The following is an 18,348-nucleotide window of genomic DNA, read 5'->3' as shown; positions in this document are numbered from 1 at the left end:
TTATGAAAATTGTATATAATAATCAAGCAATTATTTCGGATGAAAATATTCAAAACGCTACACTTGGGTTAATCTATAAAAATTCTGATTTTTTTGTAAGTAAACCAGATTTTAAATATAATTTAATAATTCCTGATACATTAAGAGAATATGTCGGATTAGTTGGTTGTTTTAAAGAAGAAACAAATAGTCTTGAGCAATTTCACCGTTTTCTTTGTTATAAAATCTCATCAGAAATTGATAACTCGAAGTTGAAAATTTTTAAGAAAATTGTAAATTCAAATGATGAACAATTTTTTAAATTACTATTCAATTATTTGCTTGAAGTTGCAGAACAGTATTACTTGGATAGCTCAGATGAGATTTATCAATTGTTTATAATCAAAAATCCTTTAAATATTTCTTATGCAGATTTAATTGCCGCTTTTGATTATTTAGATGAGACTATTCATGTTAATAATCATGTTGAACACACTTTTTTAGAATATCTTAAAATTTATGCAAGCCTCAGAATAAAAAAATTTAAATGTGATTTGCGAAAAAATTTGAAATTAGGAGGTTTTGTTAATGACTTTAATATCATTTTTCGCAAAGAACAATCAACAGATGACCGAAGAGACTTTAAGCTATTTGATTTGGCAAAGGTACATGCTGATTTATCTGCTGAACAAAAAATTTGGCTTAGCTTTTTTATACCGATAATTGGATTATATAAACATGACTATAGATCTGAGGTGGAAAATATTTATGAAAGAAATAGATTTTCAAAAAGTTATACGAATGCTTACTTTAGCCCAATTTATCAAATAATATCCGTTTTTTGTTATAATGAGATTTTAAATAATGTTAAAGATGATAATAATAATTTATTTTATCAAGAAATAGAACTTTGGTTGAATGAAAATTTACATCTTGTTGAACTCTTTGATAATTTCCTGTTTATTGAAAATTTTCTTAAGAAATTAGATTATTTCTCGAAATATAAAATTAAGGAATCACAAGGAAGTTATTCTTCGATAGTTTATGATTACATATATAAAGGAATTCCATATGTTATTTCTGAAATAGCATTGGAATATCCATTTTTAAAAAATCTTGATTCTGAAAACTTTTTAAAAAATCCAATAATTAAGTTTTGGAATGATAATTTAGAACAATGCAACTCTATAATTGATAAAATTCACCAGTATGATTACACAATAACTTATCCAAGAGAAATAATTATTATTGCTCAAAAAGCCTTAGAAAAATATGAAAAATACTTTGACAAAAGTATAAAAAACACCTCTCAACAAGGGACTAAACAGGCCATGAATTTTTTAATAAAATCATTTAAAAATGATCAAGAGATATTTAAAGAGTTCCAAAAATATAGAAGACAAATGGATCGTCAGTATAATGTTGGACTAAATAATATTCATAATTTATTGAATAAAATTTCAAATGGATAATCTTCGTAAATCTATCCGGTTATTATTTACAGATTACTGTTCAGATTTTATTTTATCAAAAAAGGATTCAGAAAAATATATTAATGTAAATAATTTTATTGAAAAAGGTTTTAGAACTTTTTCAAGCTATTCCATAGACGAGATTAAAAACATATATCAAAAACTTGATTCAGATTGGTTTTATGATGTTCATCAAGAAAAGAATAAAAACTATTTCCATATTCTTAATCATTTTACTTCTAAGGTTTTAGTAGAGCAAGATTTAGAACCATTCGTGGTATATGAGCATCTGTTAAAATGGAGAGATCTATCTTATTATATTGGAGAAGATATTTTTACCACTTCTTTTTACGCTTGTTTAGATAATCGATCTCAACGCAAAAGGGGCTTCTTTGCATGGAGACCGACTGCATTTTCTGATAATAAAAGGCTTCATCAACTTCTAAAAAAAGGATTGGCAGAAAATCACTTTCATCTAAAAGGTTCAGGACCTGTTTTTGATTTAAGTTGGATTAATATCATGAATCAACCAACCTCTTTTGAAAAGGCATTTGAAGATCTGAAGAAAGAAATAAGTCTATTAACAAAAACTTCCAATGCATCTGAAAGTTCAAAAAAAGAATTAAAAATACTTATTTATAAAGCAGCTTATATAAGATATGAGTTGTTTAGGCTGGTAAATAAAATAGATGAAAGTAAAGAATTTATTATTGATATCTCTAAAGAAAGTAATTCTTCAGCATCTTTTGATTTGTTGATGAATATGCATGAGCTTTCAAAAAATATTGAAGTATTAAGATATGATTTGGGGCATCAATTTGAATATAAGGGTAGTGTAGAAATAATAGATTACACCATTCCTAAAAATATTCATATTCAAAATCTTGAGAAATCTTATGTATTTTATGGAGAACGAAAATTACTATATGATTGCTTTAAGTTAATTTATTCAGGGGATAAAAAGTTTCAATCATCTATTTATTTATTCCATGCCTATTTGTTGATTAAAGCTCAGTTTAGGGCAGAGCTTATTCAGGTTAATGATAAAGTTGGTTTTGGAAATTTCTCAATGTATCAGGATAGAAAAGAATTTTTTCTGCCTGATGATTCTATTTATCATACTGCATTTATGAATTTGGCTGTCCATGATACAAAATCACATAGCCAAATTAAATCTTTTGAATTAAGAGTCGCTCCAAAGGATAGTGTGTTAAAATTAAAATCAAGTTTAGAAGGATATAACAAAGCCTTAGATAAGCAAGCAATATTATCAAAACAATTAAACCGTTCATTATTTGATGATAATAGATTTGATTTAAAAAAGAACAATATATTTTATACAATACATTATATTAAAACAAGAGATAATAGAAAATATTCTGATTCATCACAAGAAGTATTGTGCAGACATCATGATTTAAGGATAGAAATAAAGAAACAATCTATAGCCATCAGTCAGCTAAGAGAAGGATATTCTGAAATTTCAGATTTGATCAGAGGGATAGATGCTGCATCTAGTGAATTCAATGCAAGTCCGGAAGTTTTTGCACAAGGGTTTCGCTATTTGAAGAATCACAAGATAAAAGGATATTTCAACCATTTAAAAGATAAACTGGAAGAGCCTAAAATATATGCAACTTATCACGCAGGAGAAGATTTTTATGATTTGGTAGATGGTTTGCGTGCCATAGATGAAAGTATCAGATTTTTAAATCTTACACAAGGTGATAGAATTGGGCATGCATTAGCATTAGGAATTGATGTTAAAGAATATTATGATTTCAAGCAGTTTAAGTTGATGTTGCCAAAACAAATGGTTCTTGATAATATTGTTTGGTTATTAGCTAAAATTAGAAAATTTGGAATTGGAATTCATCGAAATGAAGTGAATCGGCTTGAGAAACTGTATGAGAATTTATTTTATGAATTATATACAGCTAATTTTGATAAAGGAAGCTTGCTAGAACAAAAATACATTCATCATACTACTTATTTCGATGCTTGGAAACTTCGAGGTGATGATCCTTATTTATATTTATCAGATTTAAATGAGGATATTTATATAAAACCTAATTTGACTTATTGGGAAAGATGTCGAATCAATGAAGAATATCCTAAAAATAAAAATATTCGAAACAATATAGATATAAAATGTCTTTATCAACAGTATCATTTTAATATAAAAATTAAGAAAGCTGGTGCCCAGATAAAACAATTTGAAATATCTCATGCTTATATGGAATTAGTTGAAGAGGTTCAGTTTAAAATGATGCATGAATTGAAGAATAAAAATATTGCCATTGAAACTAATCCTACATCAAACTATCTTATTGGAACGTTTAGAAGATATGCAAAACACCCAATTACTAAATTTTTTAATTTAGGACTAGAACTAGATCACAAAAAAATAAGGAATTGTCCACAAATTTCAGTATCTATAAATACTGATGACCAAGGAATTTTTTCTACCTCTTTGGAAAATGAGTTTGCATTGATGGCAATTGCTTTAGAAAAAGAAAAAGATGAGAATGGAGATTTGAAATATAACTCTTCTATGATATATGAATGGCTGGAACGAGTGAGATTAATGGGTATAGGCCAGAGTTTCAATACTTAGAGCTAAATTAGTAAAATCCAAAAAAAATCCCGATTTTTGCACTCCTTCAATAAACCCGAGTTCATGAAATTATGTATTGCCGAGAAACCCAGTGTTGCCAGAGATATCGCCAAAGTATTGGGCGCTACCACGCCTAAACAAGGCTATATGGAAGGAAACGGCTATTGCGTGACATGGACGTTCGGACACCTTTGTACCCTGAAAGAACCTCACGATTATGGTCCACAGTTCAAATCGTGGAATCTCTTTTCACTACCCATTATTCCTAACAGTTTTGGAATCAAGCTGATCCCGAATAAAGGCGTTGAAAATCAGTTTAAAGTGATTGAAAGATTAGTCGAAGAATGTGATGAAGTCATCAACTGTGGGGATGCCGGGCAGGAGGGAGAACTCATCCAGCGTTGGGTATTGCAGAAAGCAAAATGCAACAAACCCATTCAGCGTTTATGGATTTCTTCATTGACGGAAGATTCGATTAAAGAAGGATTTGCAAGTTTAAAACCTGCAGAAGATTATAAAAACCTCTATCTGGCCGGAAATGCCAGAGCTATAGGAGACTGGCTGTTGGGAATCAATGCTACCAGACTTTTCACGAAGAAATTTGGTGGAAATAAAGCTGTTCTTTCCATTGGAAGGGTACAAACTCCTACATTGGCCATGCTGGTTCAGCGTCAGAAAGAAATTGATGCCTTTACTACAGAAGAATATTGGGAACTGAAAACCAAATACCGTGACGTTATTTTCAATGCGGCGATTGATCGTTTAAAAACATTGGAACGTGCAGAAAAAGGACTGGAATATCTTAAAGTAAATCCATTTGAGATCGTTTCTTTTGAAATTAAAGAAGGAAAAGAAAAAAATCCACGACTTTTCGATTTGACCGGACTTCAGGTGGAAGCCAATAAAAAATACGGTTATTCAGCTGAAAATACGCTGAATTATATCCAAAGTCTTTATGAAAAGAAGCACGTAACCTATCCTCGTGTTGATACAACTTATCTATCCGAGAGTTTATATCCGAAAATAGCAGGAATTCTTCAGAAAATGTATCCTTACCAGGACCTGATTGCTCCCTTATTGGAAGCTCCGATTCCAAAATCGAAAGCTGTTTTCGACGATACCAAAGTAACCGATCACCATGCAATCATTCCTACGGAAATTCCACCTTCCCAGAATCTGAGCAGGGAGGAAAAGCTGATTTATGATTTGATTGCAAAGCGCTTTATTGCTGTATTCTATCCAGAATGTAAAATTTCCAATACGCTGGTAGAAGGAAAAGTAGGAACCATTCCTTTCAAAACCAGCGGTAGACAGGTTCTTGAAGCAGGATGGAGAGCTGTTTACGCCAAAGAACCCAAAGAAGAAACCACAGATAAGGAAAAAGAAAAAGAGGAAGAGCAGACGATTCCTGAATTTATTGTAGGAGAAACCGGACCCCACGATCCAATGATTCACCAGGGAAAAACCACACCTCCCAAACCCTACACCGAAGCAACACTGCTGAGAGCGATGGAAACGGCTGGAAAACAGGTTGAAGATGAAGAGCTGCGCGAAATGTTGAAGAACAACGGAATCGGAAGACCATCCACCCGTGCCAACATTATTGAAACCCTTTTCAAAAGAAAATACATCGAGAAAAAAAGGAAAAACCTCATCGCTACCCAAACCGGAATTCAGTTGATTGACACCATCGAAGACGAACTTTTAAAAAGTCCGGAACTGACGGGTGAATGGGAATCAAAACTTCGTAAAATTGAAAAAGGGGAGTATGAAGCCAATCTTTTCAAAGAAGAACTGATTCAGATGGTTACCGAACTTACTGAAAAAGTAGTGTACGGAAAGGGAAAAGTAATTACCCTTCAGGAAGAGGAAAAAGAAGAAGTAAAGGAGAAGAAAAAAAGAGAACCTGCACAGAAAAAAGAACTTCAGTCCTGGGAAGAAACGAAATGTCCGAAATGTAAAGAACACAATCTCATCAAAGGAAAAACAGCAGTAGGATGTTCCGACTTCAAAAACTGTGGATTCAAAATTACCTTTGAGATTTTCGGTAAAAAATTATCTGATAAACAGCTTTTAGACCTTGTTTTAAAAGGAAAAACTTCAAAATTAAAAGGATTTTCCGCACATCCTGAAGATATCGCAGAAGGTGTTTTGACTTTGAGTAATGACTTTCAGACACAACTTAGCTAATATTGAATTTGATTTAATCCAAAAACCTACCCAATCCGCTCGATCTGCGAGAGGATAAAAATCCTTGACAAATAAATTAAATGTTATCGTTTAGTGGAGAATACGGGATTCGAACCCGTGACCTTTTGACGAATAGACGATACAATTTTGTACATTATTATATTTTATCGAAGATAAAATCTTTTTGCCTTAAAAATATACAATTTGGGAACAGCTTGCGCCTTGGCGTTTTCCAACAGTCTACCGGTTTTTCATTAATACAGAGATTCCTACGGAATGACAAACTGTATGGATAAACCAAGCGTTGTACTTGTCATTCCGTAGGAATCCAGTCTTATTTTCTATACTTTCACAATCTTTATTATAGTATACCCCTACTAAAGGCGTGAAATTTCAACATTCTCTTTTTTCTGCCTCATAAACTGAAAGATGGATCCGATCACGAAAAGCAGGAAAATAACAAGAAGAGTCTGACCGATTATCGGATCTTTGATATCCTTAGCCAAAGGATGCCCAATGGGAACTCTTGTAAAAGTTTCATTAATCGTTGGAACAAGAGACAGGAAAAAGCTGAATGACAGTAAAAAATTCTCAAAATATCTGGCTTTGCTGCTTTCCTTTTTACCTGAGAACAGGAAATACGCAGCAGAGATCAGAACAATGATAAATAACGAGAATACATGACCTGCATTAAAACCTCCGGCTTTTGAGATTCCCAATGCTGAAAGTGAGGTGATGAGCGTAGCGTAAAAATAGACCTTTCCGGATAGATGAGCCAGATTAATCTTACCATATTTGATATACCCGATAATTGCTCCGGCAAGAGCGCTTATACCAATGACGGTATGAAAAATTCCTAAAATTGATAGATTCATATTGATAGTATTTTAAATGTATACTCATTCAGTTTTTAGCAGCAGAGCTGTTTCTATTCCCTGAAACTGATGGTACAAATTTGCGATAGAATCAAAGAAATGATTTTGTGATTTCGTTCAAGAATTTGAGATTTTCGTCCAGAAAAAAGCATTCCTTATGGGAACAAGAAATGTCTTTATCATTATATAAAATGTTTTTCGGTTATTTTTTCTTCTGTTGCTGACGGTAGCTGGAGGGGCTGACAAGATATTTGTCACTGAAGTTTTTTGTAAAAGTTGCCAGATCATTAAATCCACAGTCAAATGCGATATCCGTAATGCGTTCATCAGATATTAAAAGTAATTCGGCGGCCTTTTCCAGCTTTTTATTTCTTATATAGTTGGCGGGAGTATCATTATAGAGTTTTGCGAATTCTCTTTTGAAGGATGATAAGCTCAGATTACTTTGTTCTGCAAGCTGTTCAATGGTGAGCTGCGAAAATAAATTTGCTTCAATGATTTGCTTAAAAGAGTAAGCTGTTGGAGAGAAAAGTTGTGACAAAATCAGTTGAATGGTATTTGCATTCTGTGATTGAGCCAGCAATAACATGATCTCTTTTAGCTTAAGAATTAATATATCTTCATTAATAAGCAATGGGTTTTCAAAGTAGAAAAGTAATCCTTCTACATATTTTTGAATCAGAAAATCATTATTTATTTTCTCACTGGATTGATTTGAAACTATGTTTGCAGGCCTCTGCAGTAAAGAAGGTAATTCTCTGTCGTAAACTCTTTTCAAAATATCAGGATAGAAAGTAACGATCACGATCTGACAATTATCCTCTGAATTTGAATTTTGAATATGCTTTCCCGAGCTGATACAGTTCAGAAACAGGGAATAGTTGGTGGAAACATCAAATTCCTGCTCATCTGTTTTGTATTGAAACGCTCCTTTCATCACATACAGAAAACAGGCTTGCTCCGAAACCGGAAAATCATATCTGAATGGCCCTGTCATATCAATTTTCTGTATCAGAGTCTTTCCGAATAATTCGTATTTTTTGTAATCATTCAGCATAATGGATGTGTTTCGTTTTAAAGTGAATCAAGTGAAAGTTAATTAATTTTTTCTGTAAAATACAAAGTAATATTCCCATTTTATCGAAGATGAAATCAAAATACACAGTTTGTAAAAATACTTGCGCCTTTGCATTTTTTGTCTATTTACTGCTTTGTTATTCGTATAGAAGTTTCAAAATATACCACTTAGCTTATCCATACAATTTGTCATTCCGTAGAAATCCAGCCTTATATTTTCACAATCTTATTTATACGAATATTCCAAGAGAAGAGGTAAGAATTCATAAGTTACCGAAACAATTTATCATACCAGCCATCAACATCATTTTTAATCTCGTCATGATGCTTGCATAAGATCACAGCCAGTTCCAGTTCCGATCTTTCAGACTTATAAGGATTCACAGTAAGAAACCCAAAGAAACTTCCATCCTGATCAACAATTGCCGGAGGATAAGCTCCATAACTATTCCACGGTGAATAGGTGCTGTAAGTACTTCCATAATTTCCATATGTATTCCATATAGATTTTGAACTGAATACATTTCCATAATCACTGAACTTATTCCATATCGAATTCTTATCGAAATTATCACAAGTTAAACATCCCAAATATTGGTCCTGATCTGCACCGCCATACAAATGCAGGGTCTGTGCCTGTAAACTGAAGCCTGCAAGTAAACCTAAAAATTGAAAAAAACTTTTTAAACCCATCATAAAGCTTTCCTACAAAGCTAGCCTTTTGAACTGAAAAATTTTGATTATTGCAGAACAAAACCACACACCATGAAACCTTACGGGTTTCCAATACCTATAAGGTTTAAATATTCATATAGAGATCAAACAGCAGTATAAGTTTATATCAGTTTCCTCAAAGCTTGCTGCCACTGGAAATTTTTAATCTTTAAATTCTTTAATCTTTAAATCAATTTCTACCTTTACATGCAAATTCAAAAAGTAATGACACCAGAGAAAAGAAAACTCATCACAGACAGCTTCAACCGTTCGGAAACGTTACAGTTCTATAAAGCAGAACTGCTGGAAGCAGAAACCGATTTTATATCCATAAAGATTCCTAAAATGGAAATGATGACCAGAAAAGCGGGAATGTTCAACGGCGCTATGATTGCTTCTCTCGTAGATGTTTCTTCAGGATACGCCGCAGTGAGTCATTACGCAGAAGACTGCTATGTGGTAACCGTTGAATTGAAAGTGAATTACCTTCGTCCTGCGATGGGTGATGCATTGGTTTCAAAATCCTATGTCATTAAAGGCGGAGGGAAAATCATTGTGGTGAGAACGGAAATCTATGTTCAGACTGAGGGATCAGATTCAGAAAGCCATGTGGCCACTTCATTAGTCACTATGATGAAAATAAAATAGAAGATTAGGGGAAATAACAGACAAAATATTCCTTAAATAAAGGGTTTCACGGAATTCTTTATGTTGAAATGGAATGGCTTTTGCTCCATATCCCCCATAAACATTAAAAAATATCACAATGAACTTAATTATCCGATTATTTGTAACAGCGATTGTTGCTTATCTTTTGACCAAAATCTTGCCGGGAGTACATTTTGAAGGATTTTCCTCAGCCATTATCTTTGCGATTGTGCTTGGGGTTCTCAACATATTTGTAAAGCCTGTTTTAAGCCTGTTTGGTCTGCCGTTAACGATTCTTACCTTAGGATTCTTTGCTTTGGTCATTAATGCCGGAATTATCCTGATTGCGGACTATTTTATAGACAGTATGGTGGTAGATGGTTTCTGGTGGGCATTTATCTTCAGTATATTATTATCAATCGTGACTTCTCTGGCGAATTCAATGTTCTCGGATGGAGATTAATTATAAATAAAAATGATCATAAACAGGCTGTCCGTAAAGACAGCCTGTTTTCATTTAAAATAGCAGCTGTTAAGTCATTTTTTTCGTTTTCAGAGGCCCGAAGGAATTTTAATGTTAATTCTTTCGTCCGTTTTTATTTTAAATATTAACTTTGGCAATCTTTGAATTTAATAAAAGGATGTATAAAATCAGCAGGATTATGTACATCCGTTAAAAAATGAATATCAACATATGAAACTTAAGTACAGTCTGCTTGCCTTGGCAGCTCCGCTTTTAATGAATGCACAACAAGTAATGACGCCTGAGATTCTTTGGACTTTGAAAAAAGTTGGAGTACAGGCTGTGTCACCGGATCAGGGTTCCCTTATCTATAAAGTAGGACAGGTTGATCTGAAAACAGAGAAAACAAAAAACGAGAACTATTTTCTGAATGTTCTTAATAATCAGTCTTCCAAAATTGATTTCGGTAAGAAAGCCCTTATTCAGTGGGACAAAAACGGGATCTATGCTCAGGAAGGTGATAAAATCTATCTTTCTAAAGATGCAGGAAAAACCTGGACAGAATTTTATACCATTGGTGAAGCTGACAATGTTGTCATTTCTCCGGACGGAAAGAAAATTGCTTTCAGCAAGCAGGTGCTGGTAGAGAAAGTAATGGGTAAAGATAAATTCAGCGATACTCCTAAAACTACGGCTCAGGTGTATACAGACCTAAACCACAGACACTGGGATTATTTCAATGAAGGAAAATACAACCATGTATTTGTAGTGAATACTTCTGATAAAGCAGAATCAGCTAAAGACCTGCTGGAAGGAAAAATGTGGGATTCCCCTCAAAGACCTTTTGGGGGTGCCGAAGATTTTATCTGGAGCGCAGATTCTGCACAGCTTTTATATGTTACAAAACCTAAAAGTGGAAAAGAGTATTCTACAAGTACCAATACAGATATCTTTGCTTACGATTTAGCATCTGGTACAACCAAAAATCTTACAGAATCCAATAAAGGATATGATGTAAACCCTAAATTCAGTCCGGACGGAAAATCTCTGATCTGGCAGAGCATGGCCAGAGATGGATATGAAGCAGATAAAAATGATGTGAAAATCATGGATTGGAAGTCTGGAAAAACAACTAATCTGACTGCAGGTTGGGACGAAAGTGTTTCAGGAGATGTGCTTTGGGGAGCAGATTCAAAAACAATCTATTTTACTGCAGCATTCAGAGGAACAAAGCAGCTTTTTGCCCTGGATTCAAAATCAGCAAAAGTACAGCAGATTACGAAAGGAGATTTTGACGTCAACGAAATCTTTACAGACAATAAAACTTCACTTTTAGTAGGGAGAACAGATGTAAACCATGCAACAGAAATATTCTCTGTAAACGTTAAAAACGGAGAAATGAAGCAGGTGACTGAACCCAACAAAGAAACATATGCTAAGCTGGCTCAGGGGAAATCTGAACTTAAGATGGTGAAAACTTCAGACGGCAAGGAAATGGGCGTATGGTTTCACTATCCACCGAACTTTGATCCAAATAAAAAATATCCGACATTGGTGTACTGCCAGGGAGGACCACAATCTGCACTGACACAATATTTCAGCGTAAGATGGAACTTTGCTCTGATGACAGCCAACGATTATATCGTAGTAGCACCCAACAGAAGAGGTATGCCGGGCTGGGGAACAAAATGGAATGAAGATATTTCAAAAGACTGGGGCGGGCAGCCTATGAGAGACTATCTGGCAGCAACAGATTTTGCGAAAACTTTACCATACGTAGACGGTGAAAGAGTAGCAGCAGTAGGAGCAAGCTACGGAGGATATAGTGTATTTATGCTGGCAGGAATTCATGAGAACAGATTTAAAACGTTCATCGCTCATGATGGATTATTTGATATGAAATCATGGTATCTGACTACGGAAGAGCTTTGGTTTGCAAACTGGGATCTTGGTTCTCCATGGGAGAAACCACTTCCAAAAGCATATACAGAATTTAACCCAAGCAATTTTGTGGAAAAATGGAATAAGCCTATCATGATCGTTCAGGGAGGAATTGATTTCCGTGTTCCTTACGAGCAGGGGCAGGAAGCTTTCCAGGCTGCAAAATTAAGAGGATTAAAATCTAAATTGGTTTACTTCCCTAACGAAAACCACTGGGTACTTCATCCGCAAAACGGATTGGTATGGCAGAGAGAATTCTTTGATTGGTTAAAAGAAACTTTATAAGAGAAACAAAATAAATATCAATAGGAGCGGGCTTTAGCCCGCTTTTTTTATGATAAACAATCCAATAGCTTTAGGCAAAATCTAAATAACCGGAGTTTAAGATAAGGGGAGAGCTTGAAGCTTGAAGCGAAAAGTTATTGAGGTTGTAAACGACAATTATTCCCTATTTTCATTTTGTAAATTTATGGCTAATAGTAACTTACAGCCTTCCTCTTCCAGCTTCCAATATCCTGAATTTTAATTTCCTTAACCGAAAGAGGGTAGATAGGAAATAGTTTAATCAGCATCATCTACGCGGAATAAATCTCTATATTTGAATATGCAAAACCGTATTTCCTCATTTCAACCCCTTATTGATGCTCAGTCTCAAATTATCATTTTAGGCTCAATTCCCGGTGTGAAGTCACTGGAAAAACAGCAATATTATGCCCATCCGCAAAATAAATTCTGGAAAATTATCTTTGAGCTGCTAAACGAAGAGTTTACTGAAGATTATATACAAAGAATCCAAACTCTTAAGAAACATCATATTGCTCTTTGGGACGTCATTGATTCCTGCGAAAGAAAAGGAAGCCTGGATTCCGAAATCAGAAATGAAGAGGCTAACCAGATTGCAGAACTGCTGGAAGAACATCCAAACGTGAAAGCTATTTTCTGCAATGGAGGGAAATCCTATAAAAATTTACAAAAACTGTTGGGGAAAAATTATAAACTGCCCGTTTTTCTACTGCCCTCTACAAGCCCTCTTCATACTGTTTCCTTTGAGAAGAAGCTGGAAGAATGGAAGAGTATACTGGAGTTTTTAGATTGAGAGAAGGTTGCGGGATTCGGGTAATAAGTTTGAGAGTTTGAATTGTAAAAGCATAGATTCCTGCGGAATGAGAAATAGAGTACTTTATCTATCCGCACACTTTGTCATTCCATAGGAATCTAAATTTTGTATTTAATCTTGATAGAAATTAAAGAGTTTTTTAACATCATTCACTTCTCAAATATTCTCTCAGTCCTTTCAGCAGTTCCAGTTGGTTTTTGGTCCGGTCTAAATTATGCTCAGGATATTTCGTAGAATAATAAACACTTCCATTGAGATAATCTGTTAAAAAACGAAGCTCCTGGATATAAATAGCGACTTGTGCAGCATAATCAAGATTCTCAGATTCTTCATAAGTCAGTTTTTCCTTTAGATAAAATAAAAATCCTTCTTTTACAACCTTATACATTTCAGGATTGAAATTGTTTCTGGCATTTCCATCATCTTCATGGGTTGTGTTGGTATAGGACTGGATCATCGTTCCAAAATCATATAAAATAGTAGAAATCATCATCGTATCCAGATCAATGACAGCTAAGGGATGATGATTTTGGTCAAAGAGGATATTGCTGATTTTCACATCGGCATGGATGATTCTTTTGGGAATCTGATTGTTTTTCTCCATTTCGATCCAGTGCTCCGGCAATGACAGCAGCTGATTGGTGATTTCTATTTCAGCTTTTGCATTTTCTTTTAATTGAGGGGCCGCCTCTTTGAGTGCATTCTTATAATCTGCAACCCTTTTCTCAAAATTAAGAAAATTAGGAAGAGAATCTTCTATGGCAGGCAGTTTTTCGGTATTAATAGTGGTAAGGAAATAACTGAAGGTTTTGGCTGCTTCAAAAGCCACCTGTAAAGATGGAGCGGTAAGAAAGGTCATACTGTTTTCTACGAAACTCAGCATGCGCCACGGATCATTATTTGAATCTTCTACCAAAAGTTTATTGGTAAGGGAAGGGATTGGCTCTATGATTTGAAACTGATAGTCATTTGACTTTAGAATTTCATTAATCATTAAATGATTGTTGACTATCACTTCCGGCTGTCTGAAAACATGATTGTTAATTTTCTGCAGAATAAACTTCTTCCTCTGATCCTTATTTTCCAAAAGATAGGTTGTATTGATCAGTCCGTCAGTTATAGGAGTGAGATCATAATTATCCGTACCAATAAATTGAATGACAATATCGTTTAACTCCATAAATTTTCCGGGTATCTGTTGTTTTTAATTTCTGAAATCAGGAAACTTTTAATCTCTTCTTTATCGTCGGCATAAGTGACACCCATCCATTGGGACGGAGAAGCTTTTACCTTTACCTGTACTCTGTTTTCATCTATCATTCTCTGTACAGCAGAAGGAATATAAAACTCCTGGGCGGGCTGTGGATCAGATTCGATGAAGTCATAAAAATAGGCTTCCAGATAACAGAAAATGTGAGGGTGGAAAATAAAAAAGTTCATAGATACCAATGTGTCAGGATCTAATTTTATATTTTCTCCGTTTTTAATATAAACGATTGAGTTATTTATTTTTTGAATGGAAGTCTGCTCTTCAACCCTGATCAGATAATTTTCCGGGTCCAGCGTACATATTCCTCTGGCTACAGCTCCATTACCGCTTAATGTTGTCCCTACCGGATAAGCAATCATTCCCAATTGTAAATCTGAAATATGATGATGGTTGATTTCATGTGCAGCCAGTTGATAGGCTTCTTTTCCGTAAAAATCATCTGCATTGATCATCACAAAAGGCTCCTGCATTGAATATTTGGCACAAAGAACAGCATGGGCGGTTCCCCATGGTTTTTCACGATCAGGATAATCAAAACCCTGCAGTGAAGTAGGAATACTGTCCATTTCCTGATACACCCAATGCAGCTCAAAATTTTTAGTTTCTGAGATCCTGTTGAGTCTTTCAATATAACTTTGTGGAATCAATCTGTTGACAACAATGACCACTTTCTGGAAACCGGCTTCCAGCGCATCAAAGATAGAGTACTCCAGAATCGGTGAACCGTTATCGAGTATTCCGTCTATCTGTTTCAGCCCTTTATATCTGCTGCCTAATCCGCCTGCTAATATGAGGAGTGTTTTTTTAGAACTCATCGGTCATTCCAAATACAGGTTTACGCGTTTTCCATTTTCCATTGGTAAAATCAGGAATATCTACCACCTGACCGCCTTTGGCTATAGATTCTTCACTCAATGGCGTAATCGAATACCACAACGCAAGATCATAAACATCCATAGGGAATTCTATATTTCGTTTAATACATTCTATAAAAGTATTCATTACAAAGAAATCCATTCCGCCGTGTCCGGCTCCTGCAGCAGTACTTTCAAACTTCTTCCACATCGGATGATCATGCTCTTTCATCCATTTTTCAGTATTGTCCCAACGGTGGGTATGGTTCATGGTTTTTTCAAAATAAATATGCCCCTGGTTGAAATCTCCCCATCCGAAATCCTGCCACAGCCCTTCAGTTCCCTGTACACGGAAGCCCAGGTCATAAGGCCTCTGCAAACTTGTATCATGGGTAAGTAGAATGGTTTCTCCATTGGCACAGGCAATCTGAGTGGTTACAATATCTCCCTGATTGAATTTCACTTTGGCACTTGGATGGTTTTCTCCTCCTTTAGGGTGTTCTACAATATATTTATGGAGTCCTGCAGATTTTGATGAAAATGAAGATAATCTCGTTAAACGGTTTCCTCTGTTGATATCCATCATCATGGCAACCGGGCCTAATCCATGCGTAGGATAAAGCTCTCCGTTGCGTTTTACATAATGTTCAGTCCTCCATTTTGCCTCACTGAATCCTTTTTCGCCGAACTCTGCACCGGAATTGTACGGATTAACCCCGTCATTGAAAAGTACACCTCTCAGGTCATGCTGATAACCGCCTCTTCCGTGCACCAGTTCTCCAAACATACCTTTGCGGACCATATTGAGAATGGCCATAATATCTCTTCGGTAGCATACATTCTCCATCATGAAGATGGGCACTTTTGTTTCCTCATATACTTTTACAAATTCCCAGCAGTCCTGAAGCTTTATGGCTCCCGAAACTTCCATGCCCACAATCTTTTTAGCGCGCATAGCTTCTACGCCCTGTGTAAGGTGCCATTCCCATGGAGTAGCAATCACAACAGCGTCTATTGATTTTAGTTTTAAAAGATTTCGATAGTCATATTCCCCGTTGGAAAACTCCTGGGCAGCCGGTTTATTGTTGTCTTTTAAGATTTTTTGAGAAGCAGCAAGCATTCTTTTCTCAGGATCTGCAAACGCTACAATCTCTACATCATTACGTTTTGCCAGTAATTTTACATGTTCCTGACCACGAAGACCAACACCGATAAAACCGACACGGACTTTTTTATCTGTTTTAAAATCACTGGAATAGGCAAATAAAGAATTGGGTAAAACCAGTGCGCCAAAGCTTGCTAAAGCTGCTGTCTTAAGAAAGTTCCTGCGGGAATTGCTATTGTCCATCTATTTTTTTCCTAAATATATTAAAACTTTTGTAAATCCCGATGGCGTGAGAGATATTAAGTTGGAGGGTAGGAGAGTTTGTGAGTGTTGGGTTTGGATGCGAGGGTTTGAGGGAATTAGAGTGTGGAAATACAGCTGATTAACCTTTTACTCTTTAGCCATTTTTACTTTCTTGTTATTTCGCTTAAAAAATTATTGATTAATCCATGCTTTTCTTAGAGCCAGTTGTTTTGCATCAGGGTTCGGAAGGGTCGTTACTTTTCCGGTTGCTTCATCATAGTTGAAACCTGCTTTTTCCAGATACTCTTTCAAAGGAATAGGCTGGGTGTCTTCTATATAATCTCTGAAAAATGTACGGATTTCAGGATAGGTCATTTTTGTAATTTCATCAAAAAGTTCATTATCATTAAAATATTTACCTGCTCCATATTTTTTCATAAGCATCTGCATCAGATCCTGAGTTCCTATTTTTCCATTAGAAAGTTCTCTTAGTCTTATGTCTAAGCATACTCCGAGCAATGCCCCCTTCATATAAAAGTTCATATACTGATCCTGCCTTTCCATGGATTTTTTACTCATTTCCGTAAAAGATAGGGTGTTATCAAACTCTTTCATTCCTTTGATCTTTTCTTCCAGACTTTTTTCAAAATCTTCCAGACTGATCATTTTTTGTTTGATAGGCATGTGTATGGTAGCATATTCTGTCATTCCTTCATATAGCCATAAATGCTCGGACATGACGGGATTCAGGAAATCATAATGCTGAATTTCCCCTGAATGAATGTTAAGCGGTGTAACCACATGGAAAAACTCATGAGAAGCCACCCTGTTTAAAGCATGCGGAATAAATTTCATATTTCCGGAACGGTACAGGCAGACTGTAGAGTGAGAATGTTCCAAGCCGTCACCCAGATATCCGTTTTCATTGGAAGACTCATAGTAGATCAGAAAAGCATATTTGTTGACCGGTAATGTTCCGCCAAGATAAGCCTGCTGATTTTTCAGAATGTTTTCTATTTCGTGGGCAATCGTTTTGGAGTAATGTCTTTCCTTTTTATTATAGAATGAGACAAGCACTTTGGTATGGCCTATTTTGAGCCACGTGGTATCAGGAACGGAGTACAGAACTGGAGAATCTACCAACTCCCGGTAATCCTTTGCCCAGACTATATCTGTGTTTTTATTTTTCTGTTGATAGTTTAAAGCAGAGGAAGCATAAAAATTCTTGTTTTTTGTAATGGTGATCTGGTAAGGAATATCTTTCATTTCTTCAAAATATCCCACTAAAGAATTATAATTGATGACAGAAACACTGTCTTTTATAAACATACTTCCGGCAGATCTCGCCTCATTGGATTCTTTCTCCAAAGAGTCCCATCCATCAGCTACCTGATAGGATATTTTCTTTACACGATTCAAATCATGTATCAGCCAGCTGTTTTTATCCAGACGTTCGGTCAGAATTTTTTTTCCGTTTTTATCGGTGGCTGTGAAATGAGAAACATATTGTCCGAAATTCATGGCCTGATAAAATCCGGGTACCAGTTTGGGAATAATAAACCTGCCTTGTTTAAGATTATTCTTTGGTGGCGAAAAAGATACCCGGACTTCATCATTGGACATATGAAGAAGGTCTATATTGTATTTGTAATTATTCTTTGTTTTTTGGGCTATAATTATTTCAGGAATTATAACGATCAGAAAAAATAGCTTTATAATAGTATTCATTGCTATTGCTTTAAGTACTACGAAAATACAAAATTACCTCTAAGGTTTGTCTGCT

Annotated in this window: 14 protein-coding genes; 7 read left to right on the top strand and 7 right to left on the bottom strand. The window is 35.2% G+C overall.

Going from position 1 to position 18,348, the window contains the following annotated elements:
• Window positions 1-2: 2 nt before the first annotated feature.
• The 3 genes from FW781_RS05265 to FW781_RS05255 all read left to right on the top strand — a co-directional run bounded on the left by FW781_RS05265 (window position 3) and on the right by FW781_RS05255 (window position 6,258).
• On the top strand, window positions 3-1,451 hold the full coding sequence (locus FW781_RS05265; protein WP_149386455.1) for a hypothetical protein: 1,449 nt from the start codon (window positions 3-5) through the stop codon (window positions 1,449-1,451).
• Window positions 1,444-4,068 carry a hypothetical protein gene (locus FW781_RS05260; RefSeq protein WP_149386454.1) on the top strand — a complete coding sequence of 875 codons (2,625 nt, stop codon included), beginning with the start codon at window positions 1,444-1,446 and terminating at the stop codon, window positions 4,066-4,068. The genes FW781_RS05265 and FW781_RS05260 overlap by 8 nt, the downstream gene beginning before the upstream one ends.
• Before the next feature lie 63 nt (window positions 4,069-4,131).
• Complete coding sequence (locus tag FW781_RS05255; protein WP_149386453.1) at window positions 4,132-6,258, top strand: type IA DNA topoisomerase; 2,127 nt, start codon at window positions 4,132-4,134, stop codon at window positions 6,256-6,258.
• A 377-nt stretch (window positions 6,259-6,635) separates the two neighbouring features.
• Here FW781_RS05255 and FW781_RS05250 read toward each other — a convergent pair whose 3' ends face one another.
• The 3 genes from FW781_RS05250 to FW781_RS05240 form a co-directional block, all read right to left on the bottom strand.
• The gene (locus FW781_RS05250; RefSeq protein WP_149386452.1) at window positions 6,636-7,133 is read right to left on the bottom strand and encodes a hypothetical protein; all 498 of its coding nucleotides are present in this window, start codon (window positions 7,131-7,133) and stop codon (window positions 6,636-6,638) included.
• Between the two features lie 202 nt (window positions 7,134-7,335).
• Window positions 7,336-8,190: a helix-turn-helix domain-containing protein gene (locus FW781_RS05245; RefSeq protein ID WP_149386451.1), complete on the bottom strand. Its 855-nt coding sequence runs from the start codon at window positions 8,188-8,190 to the stop codon at window positions 7,336-7,338.
• A gap of 290 nt (window positions 8,191-8,480) precedes the next feature.
• Complete coding sequence (locus FW781_RS05240; protein ID WP_228720142.1) at window positions 8,481-8,906, bottom strand: hypothetical protein; 426 nt, start codon at window positions 8,904-8,906, stop codon at window positions 8,481-8,483.
• A 243-nt stretch (window positions 8,907-9,149) separates the two neighbouring features.
• Here FW781_RS05240 and FW781_RS05235 point away from each other — a divergent pair, with 243 nt between their 5' ends.
• The 4 genes from FW781_RS05235 (at window position 9,150) to FW781_RS05220 (ending at window position 13,072) form a co-directional block, all read left to right on the top strand.
• Complete coding sequence (locus FW781_RS05235; RefSeq protein ID WP_149386450.1) at window positions 9,150-9,572, top strand: PaaI family thioesterase; 423 nt, start codon at window positions 9,150-9,152, stop codon at window positions 9,570-9,572.
• A 118-nt stretch (window positions 9,573-9,690) separates the two neighbouring features.
• Window positions 9,691-10,035, top strand: coding sequence for a phage holin family protein (locus tag FW781_RS05230; RefSeq protein WP_149386449.1), 345 nt, complete (start codon window positions 9,691-9,693; stop codon window positions 10,033-10,035).
• A gap of 231 nt (window positions 10,036-10,266) precedes the next feature.
• A complete protein-coding gene (locus FW781_RS05225; RefSeq protein WP_149386448.1) occupies window positions 10,267-12,261 on the top strand; it encodes a S9 family peptidase in 1,995 nt (664 codons plus the stop codon).
• A 319-nt stretch (window positions 12,262-12,580) separates the two neighbouring features.
• Window positions 12,581-13,072 (top strand): DNA-deoxyinosine glycosylase, encoded by a 492-nt coding sequence (locus FW781_RS05220; protein WP_149386447.1) that lies wholly within the window; start codon window positions 12,581-12,583, stop codon window positions 13,070-13,072.
• Between the two features lie 166 nt (window positions 13,073-13,238).
• Here the strand turns inward: FW781_RS05220 and FW781_RS05215 are convergent, their stop codons facing one another.
• The 4 genes from FW781_RS05215 to FW781_RS05200 all read right to left on the bottom strand — a co-directional run bounded on the left by FW781_RS05215 (window position 13,239) and on the right by FW781_RS05200 (window position 18,293).
• Complete coding sequence (locus FW781_RS05215) at window positions 13,239-14,273, bottom strand: phosphotransferase enzyme family protein (RefSeq protein ID WP_149386446.1); 1,035 nt, start codon at window positions 14,271-14,273, stop codon at window positions 13,239-13,241.
• Window positions 14,264-15,178, bottom strand: a complete 915-nt coding sequence (locus FW781_RS05210; RefSeq protein WP_149386445.1) for a nucleotidyltransferase family protein — start codon at window positions 15,176-15,178, stop codon at window positions 14,264-14,266. Before FW781_RS05210 ends, FW781_RS05215 begins: the two co-directional genes overlap by 10 nt.
• The gene (locus FW781_RS05205) at window positions 15,168-16,565 is read right to left on the bottom strand and encodes a Gfo/Idh/MocA family protein (RefSeq protein ID WP_149386444.1); all 1,398 of its coding nucleotides are present in this window, start codon (window positions 16,563-16,565) and stop codon (window positions 15,168-15,170) included. Before FW781_RS05205 ends, FW781_RS05210 begins: the two co-directional genes overlap by 11 nt.
• A 192-nt stretch (window positions 16,566-16,757) precedes the next feature.
• A complete protein-coding gene (locus FW781_RS05200) occupies window positions 16,758-18,293 on the bottom strand; it encodes a M61 family metallopeptidase (protein WP_149386443.1) in 1,536 nt (511 codons plus the stop codon).
• Window positions 18,294-18,348 lie beyond the last annotated feature (55 nt).

The organism is Chryseobacterium panacisoli (assembly GCF_008274625.1).
GTDB lineage: Bacteria > Bacteroidota > Bacteroidia > Flavobacteriales > Weeksellaceae > Chryseobacterium > Chryseobacterium panacisoli.
The sequence above is the reverse complement of the archived record's forward strand: the minus strand, read 5'-3'. Positions and strand labels throughout refer to the sequence as shown.